Below are 17,417 nucleotides of genomic sequence, written 5' to 3'. Positions count from 1 at the left end.
ATAAAATAATAGGGCTTACTGAATGAACGGTATCATAAAGTAAACCCAAATCAGTTGCAGTATAAAAGTCTCAGGCTAGCTCTTACCGGCTCGGATAAAACCGGCTAATCCTTTCTCTTCTAAATATTGGAAAACCAAATTATAAATATCCGTTCCGTAAGCTTGCTGCATCGCTTGATGTAATAAGGCTTGTAATTCTTCTGACTGAGATTTTCGTAAAATATATTTAATACGAGCAACATTAGAAGTATTCATGCTTAATGAACGATAGCCCATGCCAATCAATAATAAGGCACCGATAGGGTCTCCAGCCAGTTCTCCACAAATACATACCGGTAACTGATGCTGCTGACACATATCATGAATGTGTTTAAGCGCTCTGACGACCGAGGGATGGACATATTCATAGACATCAGAAACACGAGCATTATTACGATCAACCGCCAATAAATATTGAGTAAGATCGTTGGTGCCCACTGACACAAAATCCACTTTATCGGCAATTAAAGGCAATAAATACAGCATAGATGGGACCTCAAGCATAATCCCCACTTGAGGTCGACAAATATTAGGATCTAACGTCGTTACTTCTTTATAGGCCTGCTCTATCAGCGTCAATGATTGATCAATCTCCTGACATCCGGATACCATCGGCAACATAATATTTAAATTATTTAAGCCGGAACTGGCTTTGAGCATAGCTCTGAGTTGGATAAGAAAAATATCAGGATGATCAAGTGTAAATCGAATCCCACGCCAACCTAAAAAAGGATTGTCTTCTTCAATAGGAAAGTAAGGTAAGGCTTTATCTCCACCAATATCCAAGGTACGCATCACGACTCGTTTATTGGGATAAGTGGTTAAAATCGTCTTATATTGCTGGGTTTGTTCTTCTTCTGATGGAAAACGATTTTGTAGTAAGAACGAGATTTCGGTGCGATAAAGCCCAACTCCATCAACACCTTGGTTAACCGCAATATTAGTATCGGCACTTAAACCGGCATTTAGCATAAGCTCAACTCGCTGACCATCTTTGGTCGCAGCGGGTTGCGCCAGTTCTTGTGCGACTAACTCAGATAACTCTTCTTCCTCTGTTGCTAATGAACGATATTCATTTAAAAGTTGATAGGCAGGCTCAACAAAAATATCACCGCTATAACCGTCCACAATCCCCAACTTTCCAGAGATCAATTCCGGTTTAACTTGCACCCCCATAATTGCTGGAATATCTAATGCTCGAGATAAAATAGCCGCATGTGAGTTGGCAGCCCCTTCCATCGAAATGACGGCTAATAATTTATCTTTGGGAATCGCCGCTAAAATTGATGCTGTCAGCTCCCTCACCACCAAGATCATCGGCTCTTTAATTAACGGATCTCTTGCTTCGCTATTATGTAAAAAATACAACAATCGTTGACCAAGCTCTCGAATATCATTGGCACGTTCTCGTAAGTAGGCATCACTCATTTTCGCAAAGCGTTCTGAATATAACTCAACGACTTGCCTGAGAGCCCAATCGGCTCGGTCACCATCTGCAATTTTTTTGTTGAGATCGGCACGCAACATAGGATCGTGCAGCAAGTGAATAAACAATTCAAAAATGGCTAAAGTGTCTTTATTTAATTCATTATCAAAACGCTTTCGCATGCGGCGAAAATCCGCAATGGCATTTTCAATGGCTAACGCTAGCCATTCTTGTTCTTTATTGATATCCAAACAGGATGCAGGAGAGATCTTAGAAAGATCCGGATGGGTATCGTCCCACCAAATTTTACCAATCGCGATCCCTGAAGAAGCGGCAATGCCTTTATAAGAGTGAACTCGGCTCTTATTTAATTGCCATTGGCCTTGTGCTTTTGCATTGGCAAGAATCACAGCAAGTTGCGCTGCGAGAGTCACTAAAAATGATTCTTCTATTTCACTAAACGAGCGAGGGGAGCGCTGCTGAATCACTAACACTCCCAGTACTTGGCGACGATGAATGATCGGCGTACCGAGAAAGGATTGATAAATATTCTCACCAAGTTCCGGAAAATATTTAAAATTGGGATGATTTTGGGCATGGGCTAAGTTTAATGGCTCAGCACTACGACGTACTAAGCCAACTAAACCTTCGGTAAAAGGGATATGAATCGTCTGACCGGAAAACTTAAGCCCTTGAGTCGCCATCAACTCAAGTCGGCTTTTTTCATTATTGGCTAAATAGACGGTGCAGCACTCGGTGTGCATTGCCTGACAAGTATCCTTGACCAAAATATCTAGAGCTTGACGAAGATCGTCGGCTTTAGAGACTTGTTCAACAATCTCCCTCAGTTGAATCAGCATTCATTCCCCCCTTGTTACTCTCTCTTAAGAGAAAGACATTATCGACGCATTTTACGCTTACCTTTTATTTTAGGTTCTCTAAATGGCATGGCGATAGAAGCAAATTCTTTCATTGCTCGCCGATACACATCTCTTTTAAAAGAAACCACTTGTCTGACTGGGTACCAAAAGCTCACCCAACGCCAACCATCAAATTCAGGGGTTCGACCACGGTTCATATTGATATTGGATTCATCACATTCTAAACGCAGTAAAAACCATTTCTGTTTTTGGCCAATACATACGGGCTTGGAGTCCCATCGAACCAAACGCTTTGGCAACTTATACTTTAGCCAATGGCGACTGACTCCGATGATCTTCACATCATTTTTTGTTAGCCCAACCTCTTCATACAATTCTCGAAATAGCGCTTGTTCCGGTGTTTCGCCGTCATCTATGCCACCTTGTGGAAATTGCCAAGAGTGCTGCCCGTATCGTTTTGCCCAGAATACCTGACCATGGTTGTTACATATTACAATTCCCACATTTAAGCGGTAACCATCGCCATCTATCACGGCTAACCTCTAATATAAATCTCTGTTGGCAGTGATTTTTTCACATATCCACAAAAGGGGCAAATTTCAAGTGCACAATATCGCATTTTTTATTGCTCATCTGACACTTTTACTTTAAAAATCGCTCAAAACATAAGTTATCAACACAAATCTAAGCATAATGTGGGATTTATTCACTATTTCTGTGAATAAATGTGTGAAGAAAATGAGTAAAGGAATTAATGGGTGATTTAACCATCAGAACCAACCGTATAAAAACCATTCAAAAATAAGTTAAAAATCTATAAAAACAATAAGATAAACAAAAAAGCTCATATTTTAAACACACCCTGGATCTTTAGGATCATTTGTAAACACAGATCGGTCAAAGATCCACCATGCTTGATATTATCCACAAATAATGAGGAAAAAACGTTCAAAAAGGCTTCATACCTAACAAAACATCGTGTTCTATGTGAATAAAATGATCGCTAATTGCATGATTAATGATAAACACTGACCATCTTGTGGATAACTAACAAAATTCTCTCAATAATAAGATCCATTCTAAAATGTTGTACAATAACGCCAGATTTCACAACTCGATGCTTGTTATGCCGCTATTACCACAAACCGAATTTGAATTAATGCAACGAGCCAATCAGCTGGTTGGTCAATCCTTTGCTTGCCTAGCTAGTATGGCTGGTATTGCTGTACCCGCTAACTTAAAAAGAGAAAAAGGTTGGGTTGGACAACTGATAGAGTGGCATTTAGGGGCGGAATCAGGCAGTAAAGCACAGCCCGACTTTGAACACTTAGGCATAGAATTAAAAACTATTCCCATTAGCTTTACCGGTAAACCATTAGAAACCACGTTTGTATCCGTTGCTCCCTTAACTGGGGTGCATGGTTTGACCTGGGAAAATAGTCATGTAAAACATAAATTAGCTAAAGTTTTATGGGTTCCTGTCGAAGGAGAAAGAGAGATTCCTTTAGCAGAAAGGCGGGTTGGCCGTCCGTTACTGTGGTCTCCTAGTCCAGCAGAAGAATTGTTGTTAAAGCAAGATTGGGAAGAACTTATGGAATTTATTGTGTTAGGTAAAGTTGAGCAAATCACAGCTAAGCATGGCGCAGTAATGCAATTACGTCCTAAAGCAGCCAACAGTAAAGTGGTGACCGAGGCATACAGCTCAGCAGGTCAGCCCATCAAAACCTTACCAAGAGGTTTTTATCTACGCACACAATTTACGGCAGAGATCTTGATGCGCCATCTCAACTTAAATTAATCCAGGCAAGCTTAGCTTATCCTCAACGCACTCACTGGCAGCGACTTAAGACGCTAAATGAAGCTTAATGTCCTGAAACAGCGCACTTTCTTCCGCCCCACATTCATCATAAGCATTGTGTAACCTTAAGTAAGCACTGGTAAAGCCTAGCTTCTTCAACTCCTCTTTTACTGATTCTATCGAATTAAAATACGCTAATCGATCTTGCTCAGTAATCGGTTCGAGGCGGTGTTTGTATTCTACGGCTAACGAATATTGCGACAAATCAGCACAACTAACCACAAACACTTTTGGTGGCTCAATATGTTCTTTTTGGCTGGCTTGTAACCAATGATCTAATTGCTGTTTTTTCATAGTATCTCCCACTATTGAGTCGGGAAAAAGCATACGATATGCTCGATTGATCTTTGACCGTTATGATCAGTCTAGATCATATTAGCGGTTACTTCATACTCTTGTGCTTTTCCTATATATTGGAATTCACTTTAATGACAATAAGCCAAGGATGTGCAATGAAATACCATAAGATCCCACATTCCACTCTTGAAGTTAGCCAGATTGCTTTAGGCACCATGACCTATGGTGAACAAAATACTCAAGCGGAAGCGTGTCACCAGTTAGATTATGCTCTTGAACGAGGGATCAACTTAATCGATACCGCTGAAATGTACCCCGTTCCAGCAAAGCCAGAGACCCAAGGTTTAACTGAGCAATACCTTGGTCATTGGATAAAGAAATCTGGCAAGCGTGAAAAGATCATCCTCGCATCGAAAGTGACAGGCCCCGGCCGACTATCCCATATTCGCGATCATATCAGCCTCGATCGCCGTAATATTCATTTAGCGATCGATTCCAGTTTGCAAAGGCTCAACACCGATTATCTCGACCTTTATCAAATCCACTGGCCACAACGACAAACCAATTGCTTTGGTCAGCTCAATTATCCCTATATTGATGAACAACAAGAAGTTACCTTAATCGAAACATTAGAAGCGTTAGCCGAACTGGTGAAAGCAGGAAAAACACGTTATATCGGGGTATCGAATGAAACGCCTTGGGGATTAATGACTTTACTTCGATTAGCTGAAAAGCATGATCTTCCTAGAGTGATCTCTATCCAAAACCCTTACAGTCTGCTTAATCGTAGTTTTGAAGTTGGCTTATCCGAAATTTCTCACCATGAGGGAGTAGAGTTACTCGCCTACTCGCCACTGGCTTTTGGCACCTTAACTGGCAAATACCTTAACAATCAGCGTCCAGCAGGATCTCGTTGCCAATTATTTGAACGGTTTGTCCGTTATTTTACGCCACAAGGGATTGAGGCGACTCAAGCTTATATTGATATCGCACACCAACATGGGCTTGATCCGGCACAAATGGCCTTAGCTTTTGTCAATCAACGTCCATTTGTCGCATCAACAATTATTGGGGCGACTAATATGCAACAATTGGAAGCCAACATTAACAGTATCGATACGATATTAAGCGATGAAGTCTTGCGAGATTTGTACGAGGTGGGCGTGAAATACTCCAATCCTTGCCCTTAAAAATGCATTGAGAATGGTGAAGTATTATTAGACGTTGGTGGTATCACTTACCCCACCAGCGTTTAGTATTAATCGGCAATAATTTTATATTTACTGAGTAACCGATACATGGTTGCTCTGGAAATTTTCAATTCCTTTGCTGCGAGCGCCACTTGTCCATGGTAAGTCTCTAGCGCTTGTATTAAAGCTTCTCTTTCTGAATTTTCTCGAATCACTTTTAAGCTACGAACGTGTTGATTTTGAGTGGGAAGGTCAAAATGGTCTGGTTCTAAAATGGTTCCCTCACACATCAATACCGCACGCTTCATCTGATTAACCAGTTCTCTAACATTACCCGGCCAATGATATTGAACCAACATGGTTAAAGCTTGCCGGGAGATACTGCGTACTTGGCTTGAATATTCACGGCTAAACTGCACAAGATAATAATTGGCCAAAGCAGAAATATCACTCGCACGCTCTTTTAAAGGTGTCATATTAATCTTTAAAATTTTCAATAAATACAACAAGTCTGAAGAAAACTCCTTATCCTTGACGCTTTGCTCAAGATCATTATAAGTGGTTGCAAGTATTCTAGTATTAATAACTTTTTCACCTTTCGAGGTTGGAATAGCTGGATAATGAATAAACTGCAATAAATGATTTTGTTGGCTCATTGCCAAGGCACCAATATCTTTAATCAGCAATGTTCCTTCATGAGCTTCTTCTAATTTAGTGACAAAATCTGTTTGATGTGACTCGCGACCAATCCCAAAAACTTCTTTTTCAAAACGCTTCTCAGATAAGGCACTCGCACAGACCACCACAAAGGGACCTTTATTTCTGCCGGATGCTTCATGAACTAATTTAGCCACTAAGCTTTTTCCAACTCCCCTTTCCCCAGAAATAATAACGCTAGTCTCAGTCGGAGCGATGCGCTGGATTTGCTCTTTTAGTCGTTTCATTGAAAGTGAATCTCCAACTAAGCGCGCTTGTTTGTCCATCACACAGTCAGGCCATACTTTCTTTTCTAATTTTAACATTCCTAACTGATGCCCAATGCTACTCAATAACAGTTTTACCGGCATTGGTGCTGAAAAAAAATCCGTACAATAATGCACAATAAACTGGCAAATAGGATCTCTATTCAATTGATGCTCGTTGATATAAGCCATCCAGCGTACATGTTTATTATTATTGGCCAAATAGGCAATAGCGCTGAGGCTAAAGTTATCATGGGTAAGATCCACTAAACCAATGCAAGGCCCTATCCGTTCTATCATAGATTGACCTTGTCTTAAGTCTGTACACTGCTCAACTTTCCAGCCAGCTAAAGTCAGATTGTCATACCACGTCTCATGACGACCACCAATAATTAACAGTGATCCCGGTATTGAGTCCATTCGAAATTGATTCATCATTCTCTATCCTTCATCTCATCCACTGCTCAATAATTAGGCTATTATTAGGTTAAACTATAATATACAGCTCTGTAGAGATAAGGCTATGTAACACTTTCTTAGCTTTGTGATATTGCTTTTATTTACTAAAAATAGGTGGTGGGGAAGAATCTTGCGAATTTTACTTAAAAAAAACCCACCAATGAGACGGTGGGTTTATATCAAAATCAATAACGAAAATTATTGCTGTGGACGCATTGCTGGGAATAGGATCACGTCACGAATAGTATGAGTATTAGTAAATAACATCGCTAAACGGTCAATACCAATACCTTGACCTGCTGTTGGTGGTAGGCCGTGTTCCAGTGCAGTAATGTAGTCTGCATCGTAGAACATCGCTTCATCATCGCCAGCATCTTTAGCTTCTACTTGCGCTTTAAAGCGTGCATCTTGATCTTCTGCATCATTCAGCTCAGAGAAACCATTCGCCACTTCGCGACCACCAATGAAGAACTCAAAACGGTCGGTGAAGAATGGGTTGTCATCGCTACGACGAGCCAGTGGCGAAATATCCGCTGGGTAACCGGTAATGAAGGTTGGTTGGATCAGTTTAGGTTCGGCAGTTTCACCAAAGATCTCTTCAAGAAGCTGACCACATGTCCAGAAGCTTTCCACTTCTACATGCACCGATTTGGCAATTTTCACCATAAGATCGCGATCTTTTACGCCTTCTTCTGTTAGCGCTTGGATGTCAGCGTGATCTGGGTTGTAGTGCTTGATCGCTTCCAGCATACTCATGCGAGCGTATTGACCACCAAATTCAACCATTTCATCGCCATAAGGCATTGCAGTGTTACCTAACACTTCCACAGCAACCGTACTTAATAGCTCTTCGGTTAGATCCATCAGATCTTTGTAATCAGCGTACGCCATGTAGAATTCCATCATAGTGAATTCTGGGTTATGGCGTGGTGACAAACCTTCGTTACGGAAGTTACGGTTCACTTCGAATACGCGATCAAAACCACCAACAACCAAACGCTTCAAGTACAGCTCTGGTGCTACACGTAGATACATATCAATATCTAACGCATTGTGATGAGTGATGAATGGACGCGCTGTCGCACCACCAGGGATCACGTGCATCATTGGGGTTTCTACTTCTAAGAAGCCTTTTTTCGCCATGAAGTTACGAATTGCCATCACCAACTTAGAGCGGATGATGAATGCGGTACGTGAATCTTCGTTAACGATAAGATCGACATAACGCTGACGGTAACGCATTTCTTGGTCTGTTAGACCGTGGAATTTTTCCGGTAATGGACGCAGTGCTTTGGTAAGCAACTCATACGATTCCATGTTGACGTAAAGGTCTCCTTTACCCGATTTATGCAGTGCGCCTTTAACACCGATGATGTCACCAATGTCTAAACCTTGGTATTTCTCTTTTAATTCTTTTTGTACATCTTTCGCAGCGTACGCTTGAATGCGGCCAGAAGTTTCTTGCAATACAAGGAAAGGACCACGTTTCGCCATCACACGACCGGCAATGGCCACAATATGGTTTAGTTCTTCCAACTCTTGTTTAGATTTTTCACCAAACTCAGCTTGAAGATCACCGGCTAAATGTTCACGACGGAAGTCATTTGGGTGACCATTGGCTTTACAGCTTTGACGAATGTGGTCTAATTTTGCACGGCGTTCGGCAATCAGTTTATTTTCTTCTACTGCATCAATTTGGTGCTGGCTGTTTGATTCAGTCATCATGTGCCCTTATTTATAATTTGGTTATCTTCTATTTTCTATCTCGCTAAGCATTAGCCAAATAGAAGAGGAAATTGTCTCTTAGTCGTTTGAAACTCGTTGCTTTATAAGCCTGATTTCAAACTCGCTTCAATAAACTTATCGAGGTCACCATCTAACACTGCTTGAGTGTTACGGTTCTCAACGCCAGTACGTAGATCTTTAATACGAGAATCATCCAGTACGTACGAGCGGATTTGGCTTCCCCAGCCAATGTCAGACTTAGAATCTTCGTTCGCTTGTTTTTCCGCATTTTGCTTTTGCAGTTCAAATTCAAACAATTTGGCACGCAATTGCTTCATTGCCTGATCTTTGTTTTTGTGTTGCGAACGATCGTTTTGACATTGCACTACAATATTGGTCGGAACGTGGGTAATACGTACCGCCGATTCGGTGGTGTTTACGTGCTGACCACCAGCCCCTGACGCACGATAAACATCGATACGTAAATCAGCAGGATTAATATCAATCTCGATGTTGTCATCAATTTCAGGGTAAATAAACGCCGAGGCAAATGAAGTATGACGACGACCACCTGAATCAAATGGAGATTTACGAACAAGACGGTGAACCCCAGTCTCGGTACGTAACCAACCATAAGCGTATTCACCAGAAATACGAACTGTTGCGCCTTTAAGGCCGGCAACGTCGCCTTCTGACACCTCAATCACTTCGGTTTTAAAGCCTTTAGCTTCAGCCCAACGCAGATACATACGCAACATCATGGATGTCCAATCCTGCGCTTCTGTACCACCAGAACCTGATTGTAAGTCGATATAACAATCGGAGGCATCATGATCGCCAGAGAACATACGACGGAACTCTAACTTCTCAAGTTTCGCTTCCAGTTCTGCAAGCTCAGGTTCGATCTCATCAAAGGTTTCCTGATCTTGCTCTTCAACGGCAAGCTCAAGTAGGCCTTCAACATCATCACAACCTTGATCCAATTGATCAATCGTTTCAACGACAGCTTCCAATGCTGAACGCTCTTTACCTAACGCTTGTGCACGTTCAGGTTCGTTCCACACATCGGGTTGTTCAAGTTCGGCATTAACTTCTTCTAGACGCTCTTTCTTAGCATCATAGTCAAAGATACCCCCTCAGAACATTGGTGCGCTCAGCAACGTCCTGTAGACGGTTTTTAATTGGGTTGATTTCAAACATGTTGACTCATCACTTATTTAAGAGATTGGGGATTTCTTATACGTATATAGGCGCGAAATTCTACCTAAATACCTTGCGAATATACAGGAGTTTTGTTGTTAATCCGCCGAAGAAATCAACCACAAAAAATAAATGAAAGCCAAATAGCGCCTCGTCAATCAATCAAAGAGGAATCAGTCACTCCAACGGATCATCCGCATTAACTATTTTGCTTCTAAATACTCAACCATTAATTGCAGCGATTGATTACCACGAAATTCATTAATATCCAGCTTATACGCTAAATGTACGGTTTTCACTGATGCATCTGGCCAACGACGTAAATCGACATTAAATGCAATCCCATCCACCATGATCCCTGTCGGATGTCCTTTAAATAAAGGCTCTAACATCAATTTAAGATGTTTTTCGCCCACTAATTTTTGGTGAAGCAGTTTAAAGTCGCCATCAAATACTGGCTCAGGAAAGGCTTGTCCCCATGGGCCACCAGCACGTAACAATTCGGCAGTGTGCATAGAAAACTCTTCAGGCGTTAATTCACCATCGGAAAGAACGACCCCTTCTAGCGCCGATTCGTCCAGTTCTTCCCGTACGGCTAAATCAAACAATTGCGAAAATTCTTGGTATTTATTTTGATAAATCGTCAGGCCTGCGGCCATCGCATGACCACCGAATTTAACAATAATACCTGGGTATAAAGTGTCGATTTTATCCAACACATCACGCATATGAAGACCCGGAATCGAACGACAAGAGCCTTTTAGCGACGCTTGCCCATCGGCTAACTCGCCACCATCAGCAAAAGCAATGACTGGACGATGAAATTCATCTTTGATCCGTGAAGCTAAAATACCAATTACCCCTTGGTGCCAATCAGCTTGAAAAAGTGTCAATCCATAAGGCAATGAAGACGTATCGGATAGATCACCTCCGGCATTAAGAATACGCTCACAAAATGCCATTGCTTCTTGCTTCATGCCTTGTTCTATTTCACGGCGCATGTGGTTTAAGCCATCCAGCTCATTAGCCATACGACGAGCCGCATGAATGTTATTACACAAGAGCAACTCGACCCCAAACGACATGTCTTCTAAGCGTCCAGCGGCATTAATTCTTGGTCCAAGAGCAAAACCAAAATCGGCGGCAACCAAACGTTTGGCGTCCCGTTTCGACACTTCAATCAACGCTTGAATCCCTGGACGCGCTTTACCGGCACGAATGCGCTGTAAACCTTGATGGACTAAAATGCGGTTATTATCATCTAAGGCCACCACATCGGCAACCGTGCCCAACGCCACTAAATCCAACAGCTCGGCTAAATTTGGCTCTGGGATTTGTTGCTGCGTAAACCAGCCTTGAGCGCGCATTTCAGCACGTAACGCTAGCATTAAATAAAACGCCACGCCGACCCCAGCCAAAGCTTTAGATGGGAAAGCGCATTGCTGCAAATTCGGGTTGACCATCGCATCAGCTTCAGGCAAGACCGAGCCTGGTAAATGGTGATCGGTCACAATCACCGTCAACCCGTGTTGCTTGGCAAACTTAACCCCTTCAATCGATGAGACCCCGTTATCCACTGTCATGATCACTTGCGCGCCACGAGCAATGGCTTGTTCAACCACTTCGGGGCTCAATCCATAACCGTCTTCAAAACGATTCGGGACCAAGTAATCAACATTGTGACTGCCAAGCATTCGGATCGCGAGTACCGATAAGGCTGAGCTGGTTGCCCCATCGGCATCAAAATCACCCACCACGATAATGCGCTGCTGATCTTTAATCGCCTGAAATAACAAAGTCACCGCATGAGAAATGCCATGCAATGCTTGATACGAATGCAAGCCTTTCGCCCCTTTCTCTAATTGCCCCACATCGGAGATATTTCGATTGATATAAATACGTCTTAATAAGGCAGGAATCGACTCGGGTAAAAGAGTCAGGTCAACATCGGGTCGGCGCAGAATGGTAGTCATAATAATCTTAAGTTGTTAAACGTGGATTAAGCCAAGCAATAATAAGTGATCATTAAGAAGTTAAAGTAAGTAAGCACTCACCCTAACTTCTTAAATCAGCACTAGGCTTGTAATTGATATTCAATTAAATATAAAGATTGTTGCCCCGGGTAAATCTCTTGAATCACCGCTTGTAGTTGCGGCAAGGTCATATTCTCTTGCTGGGCATGATATTCATTCAACTCTGAAAAATGAATCGGCGTCACTGAGCATATTTTCAAACGACAAAAGACACGGCCTTGCTCTTGTGTCGAGACAGATACGATAGAACCCGGCGCATAATGGCTATCGGCTTCATCGCGAATGGTAATGGTCTTCTTACCGGCAACGATATCAGCTTCAAAGCGCGCAAAAAAAGTCATTTCGGTCGCGATGTTACTTTTATTATCCATTATAAATTTTCAGCCTTTAACGCTTCTAAAAGTTTGTCTGCCGGTAAGTAGCCACCAACTAAACGCCCATTCGACAATAAAATGGCTGGCGTACCATTGATTCCTAATTGTGCACCAAAGGCATATTGGTCAACGATCATCTGTTGACACTGTGGTAAATGCTTAGAGTTAAAATCAAAATTGCGGTTCAATTTCACATCATCTAAGGCTTGTTTGCGATCATCAGCACACCACACTTTTGCCATCGCATCCGCCACTTCCCCTCTTGGTCCTTGACGTGGATAAGCCATATAGCGAACCGTAATGCCAGCATCGTTATATTTCTGCATTTCTTTATGTAATTTTACGCAGTAACCACAAGTAATATCGGTAAAAACCGTCACCACATATTTCTCATCTTTGGCTTTGTAAATGATCATATCATCGGTAAATTTCTCAACTTGCTTCGCGTATTTCTTGGCGAGTAAATCGGTAAAATTACCTTGTTTATCGAGGCTATACATTTTTCCTTGAATGAAAAAGTCCCCATTTTCAGAAGCGTAAAACAAGCCTTGGTTGGTAGTCACTTCATACAAGCCATCAATCGGTGAAGCTGCAACGTCCATCACCATGATGCCAAGATTAATAAAACGAGCGCTAATTTCATCTTTATTGGCCTCAGCGGCATGGCTAGACACACTGACCACGGCAACCAAGCACGCAAGTAAACCTTGAAATAACACGAAGCGACGACGCATGGCCTTCGCGAAAGAAAATAAATGCATAACACACCTTAAAAAATAAATCACACCTCAAGCACGAGGATGATGTTCTTGATGAATTTGTTTTAATCGTTCTGTTGCGACATGAGTATAAATTTGTGTGGTCGATAAGTCACTATGACCGAGTAGCATTTGCACCACCCTGAGATCCGCGCCATGGTTTAATAAGTGAGTCGCAAAGGCGTGACGCAACACGTGGGGCGAGAGCGCATCTGAATCAATGCCGGCATGTTGGGCGTAAAACTTAATCCGATGCCAGAAGGTTTGCCGTGTCATTTGTTGGCCTCGTTTACTAGGAAACACAACATCAGAACTCTTCTCACCAAGGAGTGCTGGCCGACCTTGCTCTAAATAGGTCTCAATCCACTCAATGGCATCTTCTCCCATTGGTACTAAACGCTCTTTTCCCCCTTTCCCCATCACTCGCACCACACCTTGGCGTAAGCTCATGTTCTCCATGGTCAAACTGATTAACTCTGTGACACGCAGCCCAGTGGCATACAATAATTCCAACATGGCTTTATCGCGTAATTCGAGCGGGTCTTCAACAATCGGAGCGGCTAATAACGCATCAACTTGCTGTTCCGATAAATCCTTCGGTAGACGTTTGGGTAATTTAGGCGCAATTAATAACGCACTAGGGTCATCGGTACGCAATTTTTCACGCGTTAAATATTGAAAGAAACGCCGAATTGCAGACAACATTCGCGCGCGCGAGGTTTGTTTAAATTCTTTTTCAACCAACCAAGCTTGATAGGCTTGCAAATCAAAAGTGGTCACCTCTAAAACCGACACCGATTTATCTTGCAACCAATGAATTAATTTATCGAGATCATGACGATAAGACTGCAAGGTATTTTCGGATAACCCTCGTTCTAACCATATCGCATCAAGAAAACGTTCCACGAAAGATAATTCTGATTGCTTCACTGCCACCATCGTTTTTCACCTAACTCAACCTCTGTCATTTACCCGTTGAGGGTACGGCAGGCCGCAAACAATTACCACTACATTTCATGCCTCGCCTTAATAACTCATGTCGGAAAATGAAATAGCATTATTTTAAAGAAACAAGACGCTATAAAGCCGTTAACTTTATCGCTACAATAAAGCGAAAATTCATCAAATGATCAAAAAATACTTATGAAGATTGGTTTATTCTACGGTTCTAGCACCTGTTACACCGAAATGGTCTCAGAAAAAATACGCGCTATCATTGGTGAAGAGTTAGTCGATATCTACAACATCAAAGATACGCCAGTCGCAGCAATGCAAGATTATGATTTTCTTATTTTAGGTATCTCCACTTGGGATTTCGGTGAGATTCAAGAAGATTGGAGCGCGGTATGGCAGCAAATCGATGGGCTATCTCTAAACGGCAAGTACGTCGCATTATTCGGACTCGGCGATCAAGAAGGCTATGGCGAATGGTTTCTGGATGCGATGGGGATGTTACACGACGAACTCACTCCCACGGGCGTTAACTTCATTGGTTATTGGCCAAATCAAGGTTATCAATTTGAAAAATCGAAAGCCTTAACCGCTGATAATAGCCACTTTGTTGGTTTAGCCTTAGATGAAGATTCGCAATATGAATTAACCGATGAGCGACTAGATGCTTGGTGTGAACAGATTTTAGTTCAATATTACGACGCAATGTAAGCAGCGGTTAACTAGAAGTCACTCAATACCGCACTCTCGGAATACAACTTCTTTTAAAATCAAAGTAATTGACCAATAAGGTTAAATACCAAAACACAAAAGGCAGAGAGATCATTCACATCTCTCTGCCTTTTTTGTCGCTGAGATAAGGTAAGACTTACGCTATATCTTCTACTAATTCTTCAGATTGACGAGCTTGCGCTTTAGGAACAACTAACATGGCAGCAATCGCAATCACGGTTGGTAGCATCCACGCCATACCGTAGTCATAAAGAGGCAAGAACGTAAAGGCACTGGTATCAATACTTAAAGCTTTAGCCGCGTCGATTAAAGCGAAAAGCAATGACACGCAAACAACGACACGGTAAGCCAGTGGGCGATTTGGCAAGCGAGAGCGCACCAAAGTCAGCAAGACGATCGCAATGGCAACCGGATACAAGGCAAATAATACGGGAACTGATAGCGCAATAAGCTGAGTTAACCCCACATTAGCCACCAAGGCACAAACCGCACCAACAATCACAACCCACGCTTTATAACCTACTGAACATAAAGAGCTAAAGTAGTCAGCACATGCAGAAATCAAACCAATCGAAGTGGTCAAACACGCCAATAAAACAATGGTCGTGAGGACTAATTGTCCTTCCGTACCAAATAATGCCTGTACATACACACTTAAGATTGCGCCGCCATTATCCAGTCCAGCAGCAATCGTACTGCTCGTGGCACCAAGATAAAATAAAGATACATAAACCAGAGCTAATCCACCTGCCGCAATGAAGGCTGCGAAGATCACGTAACGAGTTATCGCACGTTTTTCTGTGATTTTTTTCGTACGTAATGCTTCAATGACTAAAGTACCAAACATCAAGGATGCAAAGGTATCCATAGTATTGTAACCATCAAGAAAACCGGTACTAAAAGGCTGAGTCAGATAACTGGCTTGTGCGGCCGCAATCTCACCTTGAGGCTCAACAAAAACCATCACAGAAAGTACCAATAGACCGAGAAATAAAACCGGTGTCAGTACCTTGCCTATCACATCGAGTAATTTACCTTGTGACCAAGCAAACATACTCGCAATAACAAAAAAGGTAATCGAAAAAATGGTTAAATGGATTTGTGATGGCTCTGCAATAAAAGGTTTTAATCCCATTTCATAAGCAACCAATCCGGTACGTGGCGCGGCAAAGGCAGGACCAATAATAATAAAGAACAATACCGCGACTATGGTTGCAGCCGTTTTAGGTAGGTCTTGGGTTAATTTATCCCAACCACCACCCACTAGAGCAATGGCAATAATACCTAACAACGGCAACCCAACAGCGGTACTCAAGAAACCCAACATGGTGGGCAGAACCTCTTCACCTGCAAGTTGCCCTGCAAGAGGCGGAAAAATGATATTCCCAGCGCCTAAAAAAAAGGCAAACAGCATGAAGCCTAAGGCCAAAATATCGGTTATTTTTAACTTTTGGTTCAAAATAAACCCTTAATCTAATAGTAATGAAGTGTCACTTGGCTAGAAAAACCCCCTCTCCCAGCCAATAAAGAAGCGAAGAATAATGAACAAAACAAACTCATTACGCAAGTAAACAGCAATAAAACACCACAAAATAGCAACAAAATAAACAAAAGGCAGTTATTATCACTAGTATTTAATAAGTAATAAGCACGAATCGCTTAACAATTAACAAACAAAACAAGCACGAAATAGAACATAAAACCATCACCTAATAAAAAATCAGTGACTTAGACTAAATATGAAGCAAACTAAAGATTTTCATTTAAAACAATTTTCGATCTATGGTGGTCAATCTGGCATGGCGGTAAGTACTGATGGCATCGTATTAGGTGCGTGGGCGGGCATTACCGAGCACAGTCGAATTTTGGATATAGGAACCGGAACCGGGTTATTAAGCTTGATGTGTGCGCAACGTACTCAACACGCCACTATCACAGCCCTTGATATTGATGACGATGCCATTCAAGCGGCCTCAATCAACATTCAAAATAGTCCTTGGTCATCCAGAATCACGCTGGAACACATCGCCGTACAAGCATTTACCCCACCAGAGACATTTGACCATATTATTTGTAACCCACCTTATTTTAATTCAGGCGTCACCTCGAACTGGCAAGCCCGAGCCACCGCCAGACATACTCACAATTTGTCTCATCTTGAGTTATTAACCGCCTGTCAGCGACTCCTCAAACATGAGGGCGGTGCCAGTTTTATCTTACCTAATGCGGAAGGCGTAGAGTTTATCGCTATGGCGCAGCAGCAAGGATGGTTTGTCGAACAGCTATGTCAGGTGAACACCACCCAGAGAAAGCCTGCTTATCGCTTACTCTTTACCTTAGTAAGGTATCCTACCGAGACTCAGCAGACTCAGTTAACCATACGGCAAGATAATCACTATACCGCCGAATTTATCAACTTAACGCGTGATTTTTATCTCAAGATGTCGTGAAGAGATCGCTCGCTGAAATCACGATCTTGCAGTATAATGCGCGACCGTTTTAATAAACCTTTTTTGCCTATGGCAAGGGTTT

Annotated in this window: 15 protein-coding genes; 4 read left to right on the top strand and 11 right to left on the bottom strand. The window is 42.2% G+C overall.

Annotated elements, in window-relative coordinates:
• Positions 1-75: 75 nt before the first annotated feature.
• Complete coding sequence (gene ptsP, locus VCA1004_RS02325; RefSeq protein WP_086982237.1) at positions 76-2,325, bottom strand: phosphoenolpyruvate--protein phosphotransferase; 2,250 nt, start codon at positions 2,323-2,325, stop codon at positions 76-78.
• Between the two features lie 38 nt (positions 2,326-2,363).
• Positions 2,364-2,879, bottom strand: a complete 516-nt coding sequence (gene rppH, locus VCA1004_RS02320) for an RNA pyrophosphohydrolase (RefSeq protein ID WP_086982236.1) — start codon at positions 2,877-2,879, stop codon at positions 2,364-2,366.
• Positions 2,880-3,472: 593 nt separating this feature from the next.
• On the opposite strand from rppH, the gene mutH reads away from it, so the two are divergent.
• Positions 3,473-4,144, top strand: a complete 672-nt coding sequence (mutH, locus tag VCA1004_RS02315; protein WP_086984608.1) for a DNA mismatch repair endonuclease MutH — start codon at positions 3,473-3,475, stop codon at positions 4,142-4,144.
• Positions 4,145-4,189: 45 nt separating this feature from the next.
• On the opposite strand, the gene VCA1004_RS02310 is transcribed toward mutH, so the two are convergent.
• A complete protein-coding gene (locus VCA1004_RS02310; RefSeq protein WP_086982235.1) occupies positions 4,190-4,498 on the bottom strand; it encodes a DUF6482 family protein in 309 nt (102 codons plus the stop codon).
• A 158-nt stretch (positions 4,499-4,656) separates the two neighbouring features.
• On the opposite strand from VCA1004_RS02310, the gene VCA1004_RS02305 reads away from it, so the two are divergent.
• Positions 4,657-5,691, top strand: a complete 1,035-nt coding sequence (locus VCA1004_RS02305; RefSeq protein ID WP_086982234.1) for an NADP(H)-dependent aldo-keto reductase — start codon at positions 4,657-4,659, stop codon at positions 5,689-5,691.
• A 68-nt stretch (positions 5,692-5,759) separates the two neighbouring features.
• Here the strand turns inward: VCA1004_RS02305 and VCA1004_RS02300 are convergent, their stop codons facing one another.
• The 7 genes from VCA1004_RS02300 to xerD form a co-directional block, all read right to left on the bottom strand.
• On the bottom strand, positions 5,760-7,091 hold the full coding sequence (locus VCA1004_RS02300) for a sigma-54-dependent transcriptional regulator (protein WP_086982233.1): 1,332 nt from the start codon (positions 7,089-7,091) through the stop codon (positions 5,760-5,762).
• A 219-nt stretch (positions 7,092-7,310) separates the two neighbouring features.
• Positions 7,311-8,834, bottom strand: coding sequence for a lysine--tRNA ligase (gene lysS, locus VCA1004_RS02295; protein ID WP_086982232.1), 1,524 nt, complete (start codon positions 8,832-8,834; stop codon positions 7,311-7,313).
• 104 nt (positions 8,835-8,938) lie between these two features.
• Positions 8,939-10,037 (bottom strand): peptide chain release factor 2 gene (gene prfB, locus VCA1004_RS02290; protein WP_126000517.1). Its coding sequence is split into 2 segments (ribosomal slippage): positions 8,939-9,961 and positions 9,963-10,037, totalling 1,098 coding nucleotides; the frame shifts between segments, so codons are not numbered across the junction.
• Positions 10,038-10,240: 203 nt separating this feature from the next.
• Entirely contained in the window at positions 10,241-12,010 is a 1,770-nt protein-coding gene (gene recJ, locus VCA1004_RS02285) for a single-stranded-DNA-specific exonuclease RecJ (protein WP_086982231.1), read from the bottom strand.
• 101 nt (positions 12,011-12,111) lie between these two features.
• The gene (gene yqfB, locus VCA1004_RS02280) at positions 12,112-12,411 is read right to left on the bottom strand and encodes a N(4)-acetylcytidine aminohydrolase (RefSeq protein WP_232012632.1); all 300 of its coding nucleotides are present in this window, start codon (positions 12,409-12,411) and stop codon (positions 12,112-12,114) included.
• 29 nt (positions 12,412-12,440) lie between these two features.
• Positions 12,441-13,205 carry a bifunctional protein-disulfide isomerase/oxidoreductase DsbC gene (gene dsbC / locus VCA1004_RS02275; protein WP_232012612.1) on the bottom strand — a complete coding sequence of 255 codons (765 nt, stop codon included), beginning with the start codon at positions 13,203-13,205 and terminating at the stop codon, positions 12,441-12,443.
• A 27-nt stretch (positions 13,206-13,232) separates the two neighbouring features.
• The gene (gene xerD, locus VCA1004_RS02270; protein WP_086982229.1) at positions 13,233-14,141 is read right to left on the bottom strand and encodes a site-specific tyrosine recombinase XerD; all 909 of its coding nucleotides are present in this window, start codon (positions 14,139-14,141) and stop codon (positions 13,233-13,235) included.
• A 204-nt stretch (positions 14,142-14,345) separates the two neighbouring features.
• Here xerD and fldB point away from each other — a divergent pair, with 204 nt between their 5' ends.
• Positions 14,346-14,864 (top strand): flavodoxin FldB, encoded by a 519-nt coding sequence (fldB, locus tag VCA1004_RS02265; protein WP_086982228.1) that lies wholly within the window; start codon positions 14,346-14,348, stop codon positions 14,862-14,864.
• A gap of 157 nt (positions 14,865-15,021) precedes the next feature.
• On the opposite strand, the gene brnQ is transcribed toward fldB, so the two are convergent.
• A complete protein-coding gene (gene brnQ, locus VCA1004_RS02260; protein WP_086982227.1) occupies positions 15,022-16,344 on the bottom strand; it encodes a branched-chain amino acid transport system II carrier protein in 1,323 nt (440 codons plus the stop codon).
• Positions 16,345-16,624: 280 nt separating this feature from the next.
• Here brnQ and VCA1004_RS02255 point away from each other — a divergent pair, with 280 nt between their 5' ends.
• Positions 16,625-17,335 carry a tRNA1(Val) (adenine(37)-N6)-methyltransferase gene (locus tag VCA1004_RS02255; protein WP_086982226.1) on the top strand — a complete coding sequence of 237 codons (711 nt, stop codon included), beginning with the start codon at positions 16,625-16,627 and terminating at the stop codon, positions 17,333-17,335.
• The last annotated feature ends 82 nt before the right edge of the window (positions 17,336-17,417 follow it).

It is taken from the genome of Vibrio aphrogenes, assembly GCF_002157735.2.
Lineage (GTDB): Bacteria > Pseudomonadota > Gammaproteobacteria > Enterobacterales > Vibrionaceae > Vibrio > Vibrio aphrogenes.
Note: the sequence above shows the minus strand (reverse complement) of the source record. Positions and strands in the feature narration are given on the sequence as shown.